This is a genomic window from Chryseobacterium endalhagicum (assembly GCF_016745235.1).
In the GTDB taxonomy this organism is placed as follows: Bacteria; Bacteroidota; Bacteroidia; order Flavobacteriales; family Weeksellaceae; genus Chryseobacterium; species Chryseobacterium endalhagicum.
Genome location: NZ_JAELVM010000003.1, coordinates 480,853 through 496,032 on the forward strand (window position 1 = coordinate 480,853; position 15,180 = coordinate 496,032).

A 15,180-nucleotide genomic window follows, 5' to 3' on the forward strand; every position below is an offset into this window, starting at 1 on the left:
GGATAGTTTAAATTTTGGTTAATAGAATTTTAGAATTATCTCCGTTTAATGTTTTTTTACGGAAACTTACATAGTCATTGTATTTTTCCTTTGGAAACACACCTTTGTTAATTTTAATGAACCGTTTTACTTTCAAAGATTCACCATTCTTTACAAGGGTCAGTGTATAAGTTCCAAATTCCGAAGTGATCAGAAGATTCTGTGGAAGTTCATCTATTTTATAGTTTTTTGGAATGGCAAAATCTATTTCATATTCATCCTGAAAAGACTGTCCGATTTCAAATGGAAGTTCCCTGTTTTCGTCTGTTTTATAAAAATTATTGGTAAAAATAGGTACCGCCCGGAAAATGAGGTTATTTCCAGCCGTTTTGGAGTAATGATTCGCTTTAAAGTCCAGACTGAATCTGATCACTGCATTATCCTTATCATTGACAAAGTCTTTGATTTCAGCTTTATCAAAATTAAGAACATCAAATCTCTTTTTCACAGCCTCCATCCTTTCTTTCGGGGCAAGATAAGTGTAAGACATATTCATATCATACTGGCTTCCCGTGTAGGCAAACTGAATCTCTCCATTGATACTGTTGTCTTCTGCAAGATTAATTTTAAGCGTCTGCTTTTCTTTGTTTTGTTCTGCAGTATAACTTGGTGTGCTGATAAGTTCGATTCCTTTTGGGGTAATGGCAAGAACATTCCGGTCTGTTGTACGGTATCCTAAATGGTTAAAAGCCGTCTGCTGTGACGTATTTTCAAGCCAAATGTTTCCTTTTTCAGTAGGAACCATCAGGATGGCATGATTTCCACCCATTGACGGAAAGTCAGGATCAAAGGAAATATCTGATAAACCGGAGGTAATCACACAGTAATGAGACGGTATTCCGGCCTCATTCAGCATGGTTTTCATGTAATTGGTAAGCCCTTTACAGTCTCCGTAGCCCTTTTTCTGAACTTCATCCGGCGTCATCGGAAGCCAGCCTCCAATGCCAAGTCCTACTGCTATATACCTGGTCCTGGATTGCATATACTGGTAGATTTTCCTCACTTTTTCCTCCGTTGAGCCCTGCAGTTTAAGGGCTGCCACTTCAGCTTTAATAGCAGGAGTAGATACGGAAACAGGTTCTATGAGATTATTATAATACCATGTTCCGAAATCCGTCCAGCCATTCAGAGTGCCCTGTCTGCCTTCAAGATTGAATCTTGTCAGCGTAAAACTTACTTTAGGCAGGATTTTTTCCGGTTGGGGCAGCATCAGAACATTATCCACGGCCGGAACATTTTTATAGGAATATGTTTTCTCATTTCCATTGTCGGCAACAGAAACTTCAGCATAATTGTATTTTGACGGATATACTTTGGTCTTCAGATCAATCCCGGATTTATTAATTATTTTAAACTGAGCATCTTCCAGAGAGGTATTCTGAGAATAGAAAGGCACAAAATCCTGAATAAAAATGGTATTCTCATCCGTTCTCTGATACGAGAAATCTATGGTATAAGGATAATGAGCCGGGGTATACGGTAATGCTAAAATTCTGCTGTCAGAATAAAATATGCCTTCAGAATTGTTGGCAAAGTCTCCGAAATCAGACTTTGAAAAGCTTTTCACCTTCTTCCCGGATTCATCATAAACCGTCACTTTCACATCGGAAATATGATCTCCTTTTTTGTATGGAATATAAACCTCAGCTTTGGAATCCCCATCTTTACTTAAAACGGTGGTCACATTATTATACTGATATTTAATTTCATCAATTTTGTTAATCAGTACCGTCTTATGATCCTTCCTGATGACCACATCCGCATTTTTCTTCAGATTTTCAGGAATGGCAGAAACAGGATAAGTTTGTGCGAAATATAAAGATGCCGTGAAAAGCGCCCCTATAACTAAAATTTTCATCATGGTTATTATAATTGCGCAAAAATAATAAAATCTTAATAAATGTTAATTTTTTATTTTAATGTAAAATATAAATACTATAGAAAACTATTAATCAATTATTTATTTTATAGCAATTATTTTATGACTTTATATCTCAGGATAAGGATATTTTATAATTCTGTTAATAAATTATATTTTTTTGATTATTTATTAAAACCGGAAACAAAAAAAAGACCTCATCTCTGAAGTCTTTATATATAATCTTTATTTTACTTTACTGATCATTGGGAATTCTGTTGCTGTCGTACTTATCACTGCTGAAAGCAAGAACCGGAACGAAAATAAACCCAAAGAAAAATAACAGAATGGTATACACCGGAGTTTCTTTTCCGAAAGCTTTCGCCAATCTATCATTTACAACCCAATAAGCATATAGATTCACAAATGGAATTATAAATAAAATGATCCACCATATTGGTTTTTTTACAATATCCAGCAGAACTATACTATTGTAAATTGGAACAAAAGCAGCCCATGCATCTTCTCTTCCTGCTTTCTGAAATATTTTATACATACAGTATCCATAAAATATATAAATCAGCAGTCCGAAGATCATAGTGCCCATTCCAAGTCCTGCAGCTGCCGCACCAGACATTGCATCCACCCCTTCATAAGGGTCTGTTTGTAAAAGAGTTAACATATTATTAATTTTTATTGGTTTCCACCAAATATAAAAAAAGCTTCTAATACATAGAAGCTTTTTTCAATTTATTTTTAATAATAATTATGCGTCGATCTTTGCATATTTTGCATTTTTCTCGATAAATTCTCTTCTTGGCGGAACCTCATCCCCCATTAACATTGAGAATATGCTATCTGCTTCTACTGCATTATCAATCGTTACCTGCTTTAAGATTCTGTGTTCAGGATTAAGCGTTGTTTCCCAAAGCTGCTCAGGATTCATCTCTCCAAGACCCTTATAACGCTGAACTTCTACACCTTTTCCGTCCGGAGCCATTTCCAGTGTAAATTCTTCACGCTCTTTCTCATTATAAGCATATACTTTTTTATTTCCTTTCTTCAATAAATACAAAGGCGGCTGAGCGATATAAATGTATCCGTTCTCAATAAGTTCCTTCATAAATCTGAAGAAGAATGTAAGGATCAGGGTAGAAATGTGAGATCCGTCAATATCAGCATCGGTCATAATTACGATTTTGTGATATCTCAGTTTAACCATATTCAGGGCTTTACTGTCTTCTTCGGTTCCTACAGAAACTCCAAGAGCAGTATAGATATTCTTGATTTCCTCGTTGTCATATACTTTATGAAGCATAGATTTTTCAACGTTCAGGATCTTACCTCTTAATGGTAAAATAGCCTGAAAATGTCTGTCTCTACCTTGTTTAGCCGTTCCACCTGCGGAGTCTCCCTCTACAAGGAATAGCTCAGATTCTGCCGGATCTTTGGATGAACAGTCAGATAATTTACCAGGAAGTCCTGAACCACCCATCGGAGATTTTCTCTGAACCATTTCACGGGCTTTCTTGGCGGCCTGTCTTGCTTTTGCGGCTAAAACAACTTTCTGAACAATAATTTTCGCCTCGTTAGGATTTTCTTCAAGGAAATTGGTAAGCATTTCCCCTACAATTTTATCTACAGCACCGGAAACTTCAGAGTTCCCCAGTTTTGTTTTGGTCTGTCCTTCAAACTGAGGTTCCATTACTTTTACTGAAATTACGGCTGTTAATCCTTCACGGAAGTCATCCCCTGTAATTTCTACTTTTTCTTTTTGCGGAATACCCAGATCATCTGCATATTTCTTCAGTGTTCTTGTCAAAGCACGTCTGAAACCGGCAAGGTGGGTTCCTCCCTCGTGGGTATTGATATTATTAACGTAAGAGTGCAGGTTTTCGCTGAATGACGTATTATAACGCATCGCCACTTCTACAGGAATATCATCTCTTTCCGCTTCCATGAAGATCACGTTCTCCATGATAGATTCTCTGCTTCCGTCGATATATTCTACAAATTCCTTTAAACCTCCTTCAGAGTGGAAAATTTCCATAGGGAAAGATCCGTCCTCATTTTCTGCTCTCTCATCAACAAGGGTGATGGTAATCCCTTTGTTAAGGAAAGCCAGTTCACGCAATCTTGTCGCAAGGGTATCATAGTTGTACACAAGCTCCTGGAAGATGGTACCATCCGGCTGGAAGAAAACTTCTGTTCCTCTTTCCGTGGTGGTTCCCACTACATCCACTTCTGTAAGTGCCTTACCTTCTGAATATTTTTGCTGGTATAATTTACCGTCAAGGCTCACGGTAGCAACCAATAATGTAGAAAGTGCATTCACACAGGAAACCCCTACACCATGAAGACCTCCGGATACTTTGTAAGAATCTTTATCAAATTTTCCTCCTGCCCCGATTTTAGTCATTACCACCTCAAGAGCCGATTTCTGCTCTTTTTCGTGGAAATCTACAGGAATACCTCTACCATTATCTTTTACAGAGATAGCATCTCCTTTATGAATTCTTACTAAAATAGTATCACAATGCCCTGCTAAAGCCTCATCAATAGAGTTATCTACTACTTCATAAACCAAATGATGAAGACCTCTTACTCCTACATCTCCAATGTACATTGATGGTCTTAATCGAACGTGTTCCATACCTTCTAAGGCCTGGATACTGCTAGCTGTATATTGTTTTTGACTCATATAAAAATTAATAATTTTGCTTAATGCAAAGACCTACAAATATCGTGATTTTTTTCGACTTATGAAAGTTAAAATGTGTCAAAAAAGAGCAGAGTTTTTAACAGAAAAAGAGAATCATCCTGAGGCTAAAAAAGCTTAAAGTTATTACCTATTTACCAAATACCATCTGTATAAAATCATATTATACATCCGTATTTTATGCTTAAATTTATTTACTCAAAAGTTGATAGTATGGATGATTTTATTGCAGCCCGTGCGCAGATGGCTCTGTCGCTGGGTTTTCATATCATTTTCGCATGTGTGGGAATGGTAATGCCCTTCCTGATGGCCTTCGCCCACTGGAAATACCTTAAAACCAACAATGAAATATACAAGGGCCTTACAAAAGCCTGGAGCAAGGGAGTTGCCATCCTTTTTGCCACAGGTGCCGTTTCAGGAACCATGCTTTCTTTTGAGCTTGGGCTTCTGTGGCCGGGATTTATGAAACACGCCGGCCCCATCTTCGGAATGCCTTTTTCTCTTGAAGGAACTGCCTTTTTTATTGAAGCGATCGCCATGGGATTCTTTTTATATGGCTGGGAAAAATTCAACAAATGGTTCCACTGGTTTTGCGGATTTCTGGTAGGTTTAAGCGGTTTGGCTTCAGGTATACTGGTGGTTGCCGCCAATGCATGGATGAATTCACCAACGGGTTTTGATTATATTAACGGACAGTATGTAAATATAGATCCTATTAAAGCCATGTTCAATGATGCATGGTTTCCGCAGGCCCTTCACATGACGGTTGCTGCGTTCTGTGCTACAGGATTTGCAGTGGCTGGTGTTCATGCCTTTTTAATTATGCGGAAGAAAAATGTGGAATTCCACACCAAAGCATTCAGAATTGCGGCGGGATTTGCTTTAATCGGGGCTTTCGGAGCACCTTTAAGTGGTGATGTAGCTGCAAAATCTGTTGCAGAAAGACAGCCTATTAAACTTGCCGCGATGGAGGCTCACTTTGAAACCGAAAAAGGAGCTTCATTTGTACTGGGAGGTATTCCCGATGAAGAAAAAGGAGAAGTGAAATATGCTGTAAAAATCCCAAAAGTATTGAGTTTTCTGGTAAGTAATGATTTTAATTCCGAAGTAAAAGGTTTAAATGATTTCCCAAGAGATGAATGGCCTCCGGTATCCGTTGTTCACTATGCTTTCCAGATTATGATTTTCTTTGGAGTGGTGATGATCTGTATTGGAGCTGTTTACCTGTATGCTTTCTTTTTCAAAAAGGAGTGGCTGAACAAAAACTGGCTTTTAAAAACATTCCTGATCGCGACTCCTTTCGGATATATTGCCCTGGAAGCCGGATGGACAGTTACAGAAGTGGGAAGACAGCCCTGGATCATCTACGGAATCATGAGAACGGTAGACGCAGTGACGCCGATGCCGGGAATCCAGTATTCTTTCTACTTTTTCACCGCTATCTTCGTTTCATTATCCCTGATTCTGATTTTCCTTCTGAGAAGACAGATCCAGATGGTACCGAGACTTTACGACCCTACCGATGCTCAGTTTAACGATAAAAACAAAAAATCATGATTTACGTTGTTATAGGTTTTCTATGGCTCTCTATCTGTCTTTATATTATTTTGGGCGGTGCTGATTTCGGAGCCGGAATTGTTGAGCTTTTCACCCATAAAAAGGCTCGTCACAAAACAAAAGAGATCATGTATGAATCTATTGCGCCCGTATGGGAAGCCAATCATATGTGGCTGATTATTGCGATTGTAATTCTTTTTGTAGGATTTCCTGAAATTTACACCACGATGTCTACCTACCTTCATATTCCTTTGGTTTTAATGCTTTTAGGAATTATTGCGAGGGGAACAGCCTTTACATTCAGGCATTATGATGCGGTGAAAGACAACTGGCAGGTGCTATATACTCAGGTATTTTACTATGCAAGCCTGTTAACGCCGTTTTTCCTCGGATTGATTGCGGCTGCAACGGTTTCGCATTCCATCAATCCTGATGCAACAGGTTTTTTAGACTTATATATTTTCAGCTGGCTGAACTGGTTCGGCGTTTCCGTAGGCCTTTTTACAGTAGCACTTTGCGCTTATCTGGCGTCTATCTTTTCATTAAGGGAAACCCGTGACAAAATGGATCTTACCCTCATGATCAAAAAATCCAGACAGACGATGGTTTTTGTTGTGATCACTGGAATATTGGTGTTTTTGACAGCTTACATTTCTGATATTCCTCTTGTGATGTGGGTATTTTCAAAACCATTAGGAATCATGGCGATTTCCTTTGCCACTGTGGCTTTAGGACTTATCCTCCGCTCCCTTCATCAGCGAAAACTACTTCCTGTACGGGCATTAGCCGGTTTCCAGATCGTGATGATCCTGATTGCAGCTACCTATCAGCATAATCCCGATATTATCCTGCTTGGAAACGGACAGCATCTTTCATTACTGGAACATATGGCTCCGCCAAAAACCATTGCAGCTCTGGGCTGGGCACTGATGCTGGGTTCGTTGTTTATCCTGCCGTTTTTGTTTTATCTGATGGCTTCATTCAGTAAGCTGAGAAAGTAAAACTGACAAAGAAATAAAAAAAATAAACCGGTACAGAATAGCTCTGTACCGGTTTTTATTTATTTTAAAGTAAGCTTACGCGAGTTTCATCAAAAGAATCTCATCAATCTTCTCCACTTTCACCAGATTATTCTTCGTTAAAGTTTTAGAAGCTTTATCCCACTTCTTGCCGGAAAGCTGGCTTTGCTGTTTCACATCATTTAATGGAAGCTGTTCTCCTGATTTTAAAATTTCAAGGATCACTTTTTCATCTTCGCCCAGTTCAATCTGAGGAACCGTTTTTTCCGGTCTCATCTGAGGGAAGAATAATACTTCCTGAATGGATGCATTGTTCGTAAGGAACATAATCAGTCTGTCCATTCCAATTCCTAATCCGGAAGTTGGAGGCATACCATATTCCAATGCTCTCAGGAAGTCCTGATCGATGAACATCGCTTCATCATCTCCTCTTTCGGATAAAGCCATTTGGGATTCGAAACGCTCTCTCTGATCAATAGGGTCATTCAGCTCGGAATAGGCATTGGCAATTTCTTTTCCGCAAACCATTAATTCAAAACGCTCCGTTAAGCCTTCTTTGCTTCTGTGTTTCTTTGTCAATGGAGACATTTCAATAGGATAATCTGTAATGAAAGTCGGCTGAATGAAGTTTCCTTCACACTTTTCACCGAAGATCTCATCAATTAATTTTCCTTTCCCCATCGTTTCATTCACATCAATTCCGATAGATTTGGCAAAATCAAACAATTCCTCTTCAGTTTTTCCGGTGATATCGAAACCTGTATATTTTTGGATGGCTTCTGTCATAGAGACTCTTGGATAAGGAGCTTTCCAGTTGATTGTATGTTCCCCGAAAGTAGATTCCGCACTTCCGTTCACCTGTGTAGCGCAGAATTCAAGAAGTTTTTCCGTGAAATCCATCATCCAGTTGTAGTCTTTATAAGCTACATAAATCTCCATTGCTGTAAATTCAGGATTATGGGTTCTGTCCATTCCTTCATTTCTGAAGTTTTTAGAGAACTCATAAACTCCGTCAAAACCACCAACGATCAGTCTTTTCAGATATAATTCGTTCGCAATTCTTAAATATAAAGGAATATCTAAAGCATTGTGGTGCGTGATAAACGGTTTTGCCGCCGCTCCTCCTGGAATTGACTGCAGAATCGGTGTTTCTACCTCAAAATATCCGGCATCGTTGAAGAAAGTTCTCATCGCATTGAACATTTTTGTTCTTTTTACGAAGATTTCTTTCACCTGCGGATTAACCGTTAAATCTACATAACGCTGTCTGTATCTCAGTTCAGGATCGGTAAATCCGTCGTGTACCACTCCATTTTCATCAGTTTTAGCCTGAGGAAGCGGACGAAGCGCTTTGGTAAGCAGCGTAAAGTTCTTTACTAAAATGGTCATTTCCCCTACCTGAGTAGTGAATAAAGTCCCTTCAATACCGATAATATCACCGATGTCCAAAAGGTGCTTATATACTTCATTGTATAATTCTTTATCTTCACCCGGACAGATCTCATCCCTGTTAAAATAAACCTGGATTTTACCCTTAGAATCCTGCAATTCTGCAAAAGAAGCCTTCCCCTGAATTCTGCGGGACATCAATCTACCAGCGATCTTCACCTGTTTATTCTCAGAAAAATCCTGTTTTATAGATTCTGTAGTATCTGTAATGGTATACTCCTCCGCCGGGAATGCATTAATTCCCATTTCAGTAAGCTTGTTCAGCTTTTCTCTTCTAATGATTTCTTGTTCTGATAATTGCATTTCTTATTTTTCTAAAAGCGTACAAATTTAGGCATTTTTGGTGAGTTGTCAATGATGATTTTTTTAATTGTCAATGGTCAATCGTGAATTGTCAATCGTGAATCTGCTTCGCAGGAATTTCTTATACGGATTAGATTGACCATTGACTTGCAAAGCAAAATTCACCATTCACAATGTAAAAGGTGAACCGTCAATCGTGAATCTGCTTCGCAGTGAATTTATTGTACAGACAAAAATTGACCATTGACTTGCAAAGCAAAATTCACCATTCACAATGTAAAATGTGAATCGTCAACTGTGAATCTGTTTCGCAGTGAATTTATTATACGGATTAGATTGACCATTGACTTGCAAAGCAAAATTCACCATTCACAATGTAAAAGGTGAACCGTCAATTGTGAATTAGCTTCGCAGTGAATTCATTATACGGATTAGATTGACCATTGACTTGCAAAGCAAAATTCACAATTGACAATTAACCGTTGACCTTTAAATCCAACCTCTTCTATCTTTCTCAGCAACAAAAGTCCATGCCAGCATTCTGCTGATCTTCTGCCCCTGAGCCATATCGATTGTTTTAAAATCAATTGCTTTGACCTTTTTTAAAAGTGTGGTTAATTTATACAGATTATCTTTTTTAGAGACTAAACAGGTAAACCAAAGAACCTGTGAGGAATATTGGATGCTTTCCTCAATCATTTTTGAAATAAAAGCCAGCTCACCGCCTTCACACCACAATTCCGACTGCTGGCCGCCAAAATTAAGCACCGGCTTTTTAGACTTTGAATGATTGATGTTTTTCGTTTTTCTGAGGTTTCCTTTCAGTGCAGATGCTTCGGAATCGTGAAAGGGAGGATTGCACATAGAAAAGGTAAAACGGTCTCCGGAACCTATGATATTTCTGAAAATATAATCCGGATTGGGTTGCTTTTTTAACTGAATAACCGATGATAAATCGGGATTATGATCTAAAATCCGCTGTGCATTTTCCAGAGAATCCTGATTGATATCCGTTCCCAGCATCTTCCAGCCATAAGATCTGTGAGCAAGCAGAGGATAAACAAGATTGGCTCCTGTACCGATATCCAGACCTGATACAGAATTTCCCAAAGGAATTTTGCCCTGATGTTCAGCTAAAAGATCGGCAATATAATGCACGTAATCTGCCCGTCCCGGAATGGGCGGACATAAATTAGCATCAGGAATATCCCAGTTTTTAATGTTATAAAAATGTAAAAGCAGGGCTTTATTGAGAAGCTTGACTGCTTTGGGAAGACTGAAATTGATCGTTGCCGTTTGATAGGCATTTACGAAAACATAGTGTTTCAGTTCTGGCACACAAGAAATAAGCTGATCAAAATCATAGGGATTCCGATGCAGATTTCTTGTGTGCAGACTGGATTTTTCGGTAGACATTATTTTTGTTTCTGACTCAGAATATATTCCACCATTTTTTTTGCATCTTCTTTAGATACCTGTGGATGGGCAGCCATCGGAACACCTCCCCAAACTCCGCTTCCGCCTTCTATGATCTTGGAGGCCAGCAGTTCAATATCTTTTTCAGAATATTTTGCTGCGATCTCCTTATAAGAAGGTCCTATCATTCTCTCATTTACGGAATGGCACCCTGAGCAGTCTAATGTTTCGATGATCTGATCACCGGAAAGATTAGCTTTTGCCGGTTCCGAAACAGCGGATGTTTCAGAAGCCAGACTAGGTACTTCCGTATTTTCTTTTTTAGAACAGGAAAGGATAAAAAATCCCGTAATTCCTGCCAAAAGCAGTTTTTTCATTATTTTTTTGCTGCAGTAGAATCTGTTTTAGCAGCTTCAGGAGCTGGTGTTGCAGGAGTCGCCGCTGGAGCAGGAGTTTTGGCAGTAGAATCTACTACTGTTGCAGCTTCAGGTTCCGGCAGCATTGTGTTGCTGTCTTGTAATTGGTGATCCGGCTTCTTAGAACAGTTTACCACGAATAAACTTCCAACGAATGCAATTGCTAATACTTTTTTCATTATTTTTTCTATAAAATTTAGACAAAAATATAAAAAATAAGCTTTTAAACTCATGACTTATCTCCACATTGCTCATATTTTTCAGGAAATTTAATGATTATATGATAGGTATATGTGCTGAAAATTCTAAATTTAACCTATGATTTTTATCTCCAAAATTCTGTTTTTCACCAGTCATCATGGTTTTTACACAGTGATTATTTTGCTTGTATTCTTTGTTCTGCTCTCGTGGGTCACAAAAAAGGCATGGCTTCTGGCCCCAATTCTTCCTCTGGCCATTCTGAACGGTTTTGCAGGACAGTACCTGAATGCCTGGTTTTTAAACCGATATGGTGTGGAAAGTACGGCGGTCATTACTTCTGATGTACAGACCAATTCAACGCTGAATGACATGTACATTCATGATTATGAAGCCATTGTAAAGAAACAGGACGGAAAATATGTTTCCACTTATTTCTCAACAACCAGTGCTGCGATCTACCCTATTGAAAATGCCATCAGAATTCCGGGAATGGAACAGCATTTTCCGGTAAAATATATTCCGGGATACGAGAAAAACATTGTGATTCTTTATTATAAGTCTGAAGAAGGAAACGCGCTTCTGCAGTATGAAAAAATGGCTCCGGTGAATTCTGCAAAAATCAAATATGAGGCAGACAGAACGAATAAAGAATTTATTGAAGAATATATTTCGGCCTTGGAGGAATACGTAAAATCCTACAATAATGAAGAATACAAAATAAAAATTGAAGAATTAAAAAAGGAGCTGAAAGAGCTTCAGTAAAGGATTCCAATATTAAATTTTTTATTTTCTGTCTTTTTTTTGTTTTTGTATTAAAAAAAATTTCTACATTTGTCCCATGTTAAATATGAGCAACAATAATTGGTGGTGGCTTTCAAACTCTTCGTCGGGTCTGGAGGTATTATCATGTTGCTAAAAGTATAGCAGAAGTAATTAAAATACACAATATATAGGCTTTGACGGATTCCGTTGAAGCCTTTTTTTATTAGTCCAAAACAAAAAAATACAAGTCAGATGACCACTCAAAAAATAACAATTAAAACCGATTCCAAGAAAACGCTGGGAGACCTTTATACTCCTATGAATATTTATCTTCAGATCAGAGACCGTTTCAGGGATACCATTCTTCTGGAAAGCTCGGATTCCAAGAATATTGACAATAATTTTTCATTTATTGCGGTAAATGCTGTGGCAGGAATTGAAGTGAAGAACCTTAGTGAATTTGAAATCAAGCTTCCGGGTTCAGATCCTGTGAAACAATTGATCGGCGAACGCAATATCACTGATATTTTTGATGAATTCCAAAGCGTTTTTGAATGTGAGACTACGCATGATCCTATTGAGCAGACTGCTCAGAGCCTTTTTGGATACACGAGTTTTGAAGCTGTACAGTTCTTTGAAGACATCAGTTTAAAACCGCAAAGTCCGGAGGTAGAAATTCCCATCCTACGCTACAGACTGTATCAGTACGTAATTGCGATCAATCATTACAATGACGAAATGCATATCATCGAAAACCGTATTCCCGGTTTGAAATCTGAGCTTTATCTTCTGGAAAACCTCATCAGAAACCAGAATACGCCAGTCTATCCTTTTGAAAAAACAGGTTACGAAACTTCTAACCTTACCGATGAAGAATATATCGAGCTGGTAAAAACAGCCCAGAAACACTGCATGAGAGGGGATGTTTTCCAACTGGTTCTGAGCAGAAGGTTTGAACAGAAGTTCAAAGGTGATGAATTCAATGTCTACCGCGCACTTAGGAATATCAACCCTTCCCCGTATCTTTTCTTTTTCGATTACGGGAATTATAAATTATTTGGTTCCAGTCCGGAAAGCCAGCTGATCATCAAGGATCATAAAGCAATTATCCACCCTATTGCCGGGACCTTCAAAAGAACAGGACATCTTGAAACCGATCTTGAATCTATTGAAGCGTTAAAAAATGATCCGAAAGAAAATGCAGAACACACCATGCTGGTAGATTTAGCCAGAAATGACCTTGGCAAGCTCGGAAAAAATGTAACTGTTACAAAACTGAAAGAGATCCAGCTTTTTTCCCACGTGATCCATATGGTAAGTGAAGTGACCGCTGATCTTCCTGAAAACATCAATCCTCTGGATATGGTTTCCGCAACGTTTCCCCAGGGTACTTTAAGCGGTGCTCCAAAACATAAAGCATTACAGCTTATTGATCAGTATGAAAAAGATTCCCGTGGGTACTACGGCGGCTGTATTGGCATGATCGGGTTAAACGGAACCTGCAATCAGGCGATTATGATCCGTACTTTCTTAAGCAGAAACAATACCCTTTATTATCAGGCCGGAGCCGGATTGGTTGCAAAATCCGTTCCTGAAAATGAACTTCAGGAAGTGAATAACAAATTGAATGCTTTGAAAAAAGCGGTAGATAAAGCGGGGAAAATAGTGATGAGTTAAAAGTGATGAGTGATAAATTAACAATAACCAACAACTGACAACCAGCAACCAGCAACAAAAAACTAATAATCAGCAATTCAAACAACTAAAAAAACAAAAAATGAACAACAATATAAACCAACCGGCAACTCAGGAACCACTTAAAGTTCTGGTTTTTGACAACTATGACAGTTTTACCTACAATCTGGTTCAGATCATTGAAAGAATTCTGGATCAAAAAGTGGATGTCATCAGAAACGATCAGATTAGTTTGGAAGAAATCGGAAAATATGATAAAATTATCCTTTCTCCAGGCCCTGGAATTCCCGAGGAAGCAGGAATTTTACTGGATCTGATCAGAGTATATGCTCCTACTAAAAGTATTCTGGGTGTATGTCTTGGACAGCAGGCCATTGCAGAAGCTTTCGGTGGAAACCTGATCAATCTGTCTGAAATTTTTCATGGTGTAGCGACCTCTGCAGAACTGGTTAAAGAAGACACTAAAATTTTCAGGAACCTGACCTCCGGAATGGAAGTCGGAAGATACCACAGCTGGGCAGTTAACCCTGAGGGTTTCCCGGAAGAACTGGAAATTACAGCCGTAGACAAAGACGGAATGATCATGGCACTGCAGCACAAAACGTATGATGTACATGGCGTACAATTCCACCCGGAAAGCATTTTAACGCCTGATGGAGAAGTGATTATCAGAAATTTCCTTTTGTCTTGAAAACTACAGAAATGCCCAACATTATAAAAACTCCACAAATGAAAGAAATATTACAATACCTGTTCAATCATCATACCTTGTCCAAATCTGAGGCAAAGGCCACCATGATTGAAATTGCTCAGAATAAATTTAATTCTGCAGAAGTTACCGCTTTTATCAGTGTATTTCTGATGCGGAACATTACAGTGCAGGAACTGGAAGGTTTCAGAGAAGCGCTTCTCCAAATGGCAGTTCCTGTACATCTGAACACTACGGATACTATGGATATCGTAGGTACCGGAGGCGATGGAAAAAATACGATCAACATTTCAACTTTAGCAAGCTTTGTAGTTGCCGGAACGGGGCAGAAAGTCGCAAAACATGGAAATTACGGAGCATCTGCCACTACAGGATCATCCAATGTAATGGAGCAGCTTGGTTATCAGTTTAAAAACAGTTCGGATCAATTAAATGAAGATCTTGAAAGAGCCAATATCTGTTTTCTGCATGCTCCCTATTTTCATCCGGCCCTTCAATCTGTAGGTGCTTTGAGAAAATCCCTGGGGCTGAGAACATTCTTTAATCTTTTGGGTCCGCTGGTAAATCCTGCTAAAGCCAAATACTCTGTGATCGGGGTTTATAATCTTGAAATTGCCCGGATCTACCAATATCTTCTGCAAAAGGAAGACCGTGAGTTTATCCTCGTTCATGGCCTGGATGGATATGATGAAATAAGCCTTACACAGGACAGTAAGATCATTACAAAAAATGGGGAAGAGATTTATTCTGCTCAGGATCTTGGATTTGATTCTGTAAGCCCGGAAGATATCAAAGGAGGGGAAACTCCTGAAGAATCGGCAAGGATTTTCAGAAATATTCTGGAAGGAAAAGGAACTTCACAACAGAATTCCGTGATTCTGGCCAATGCATCTACAGCCCTTTTCCATACGCAAAAATTCGGAACCTATGAAGACTGTATCCTGATGGCAAAAGAAAGTCTGGAAAGCGGAAAAGCATTGAAAAGCCTGGAGTTATTGATTAATAATTGAGAGTGAAAAAGTTGCGAGATGCGGGGT

At 38.8% G+C, this 15,180-nt stretch carries 13 protein-coding genes; 6 read left to right on the plus strand and 7 right to left on the minus strand.

Going from position 1 to position 15,180, the window contains the following annotated elements:
- Positions 1-7 precede the first annotated feature (7 nt).
- From JET18_RS17870 to gyrB, 3 genes are all read right to left on the minus strand, one after another.
- On the minus strand, positions 8-1,900 hold the full coding sequence (locus tag JET18_RS17870) for a DUF3857 domain-containing protein (RefSeq protein ID WP_202093317.1): 1,893 nt from the start codon (positions 1,898-1,900) through the stop codon (positions 8-10).
- A gap of 253 nt (positions 1,901-2,153) precedes the next feature.
- The gene (locus tag JET18_RS17875; RefSeq protein ID WP_202093319.1) at positions 2,154-2,579 is read right to left on the minus strand and encodes a DUF5684 domain-containing protein; all 426 of its coding nucleotides are present in this window, start codon (positions 2,577-2,579) and stop codon (positions 2,154-2,156) included.
- Positions 2,580-2,663: 84 nt separating this feature from the next.
- Entirely contained in the window at positions 2,664-4,598 is a 1,935-nt protein-coding gene (gyrB, locus tag JET18_RS17880; protein ID WP_202093321.1) for a DNA topoisomerase (ATP-hydrolyzing) subunit B, read from the minus strand.
- A gap of 231 nt (positions 4,599-4,829) precedes the next feature.
- Between gyrB and JET18_RS17885 the strand changes: the two genes are divergently transcribed.
- Positions 4,830-6,173: a cytochrome ubiquinol oxidase subunit I gene (locus JET18_RS17885; RefSeq protein WP_202093331.1), complete on the plus strand. Its 1,344-nt coding sequence runs from the start codon at positions 4,830-4,832 to the stop codon at positions 6,171-6,173.
- On the plus strand, positions 6,170-7,174 hold the full coding sequence (locus JET18_RS17890; RefSeq protein ID WP_202093333.1) for a cytochrome d ubiquinol oxidase subunit II: 1,005 nt from the start codon (positions 6,170-6,172) through the stop codon (positions 7,172-7,174). Before JET18_RS17885 ends, JET18_RS17890 begins: the two co-directional genes overlap by 4 nt.
- 75 nt (positions 7,175-7,249) lie before the next feature.
- Here JET18_RS17890 and lysS read toward each other — a convergent pair whose 3' ends face one another.
- The 4 genes from lysS to JET18_RS17910 form a co-directional block, all read right to left on the minus strand.
- The gene (lysS, locus tag JET18_RS17895; RefSeq protein ID WP_202093335.1) at positions 7,250-8,944 is read right to left on the minus strand and encodes a lysine--tRNA ligase; all 1,695 of its coding nucleotides are present in this window, start codon (positions 8,942-8,944) and stop codon (positions 7,250-7,252) included.
- A 489-nt stretch (positions 8,945-9,433) separates the two neighbouring features.
- Entirely contained in the window at positions 9,434-10,360 is a 927-nt protein-coding gene (gene rlmF, locus JET18_RS17900) for a 23S rRNA (adenine(1618)-N(6))-methyltransferase RlmF (protein WP_202093337.1), read from the minus strand.
- Positions 10,360-10,737, minus strand: a complete 378-nt coding sequence (locus JET18_RS17905; protein ID WP_202093340.1) for a c-type cytochrome — start codon at positions 10,735-10,737, stop codon at positions 10,360-10,362. Before JET18_RS17905 ends, rlmF begins: the two co-directional genes overlap by 1 nt.
- Positions 10,737-10,955 carry a hypothetical protein gene (locus JET18_RS17910; RefSeq protein WP_202093342.1) on the minus strand — a complete coding sequence of 73 codons (219 nt, stop codon included), beginning with the start codon at positions 10,953-10,955 and terminating at the stop codon, positions 10,737-10,739. Before JET18_RS17910 ends, JET18_RS17905 begins: the two co-directional genes overlap by 1 nt.
- Positions 10,956-11,094: 139 nt before the next feature.
- Between JET18_RS17910 and JET18_RS17915 the strand changes: the two genes are divergently transcribed.
- The 4 genes from JET18_RS17915 (at position 11,095) to trpD (ending at position 15,153) form a co-directional block, all read left to right on the plus strand.
- A complete protein-coding gene (locus tag JET18_RS17915) occupies positions 11,095-11,739 on the plus strand; it encodes a hypothetical protein (protein WP_202093344.1) in 645 nt (214 codons plus the stop codon).
- 252 nt (positions 11,740-11,991) lie between these two features.
- Complete coding sequence (locus tag JET18_RS17920; RefSeq protein ID WP_202093346.1) at positions 11,992-13,416, plus strand: anthranilate synthase component I family protein; 1,425 nt, start codon at positions 11,992-11,994, stop codon at positions 13,414-13,416.
- Positions 13,417-13,516: 100 nt separating this feature from the next.
- A complete protein-coding gene (locus tag JET18_RS17925; protein ID WP_202093347.1) occupies positions 13,517-14,125 on the plus strand; it encodes an anthranilate synthase component II in 609 nt (202 codons plus the stop codon).
- Positions 14,126-14,163: 38 nt separating this feature from the next.
- Positions 14,164-15,153, plus strand: a complete 990-nt coding sequence (trpD, locus tag JET18_RS17930; RefSeq protein ID WP_202093348.1) for an anthranilate phosphoribosyltransferase — start codon at positions 14,164-14,166, stop codon at positions 15,151-15,153.
- The last annotated feature ends 27 nt before the right edge of the window (positions 15,154-15,180 follow it).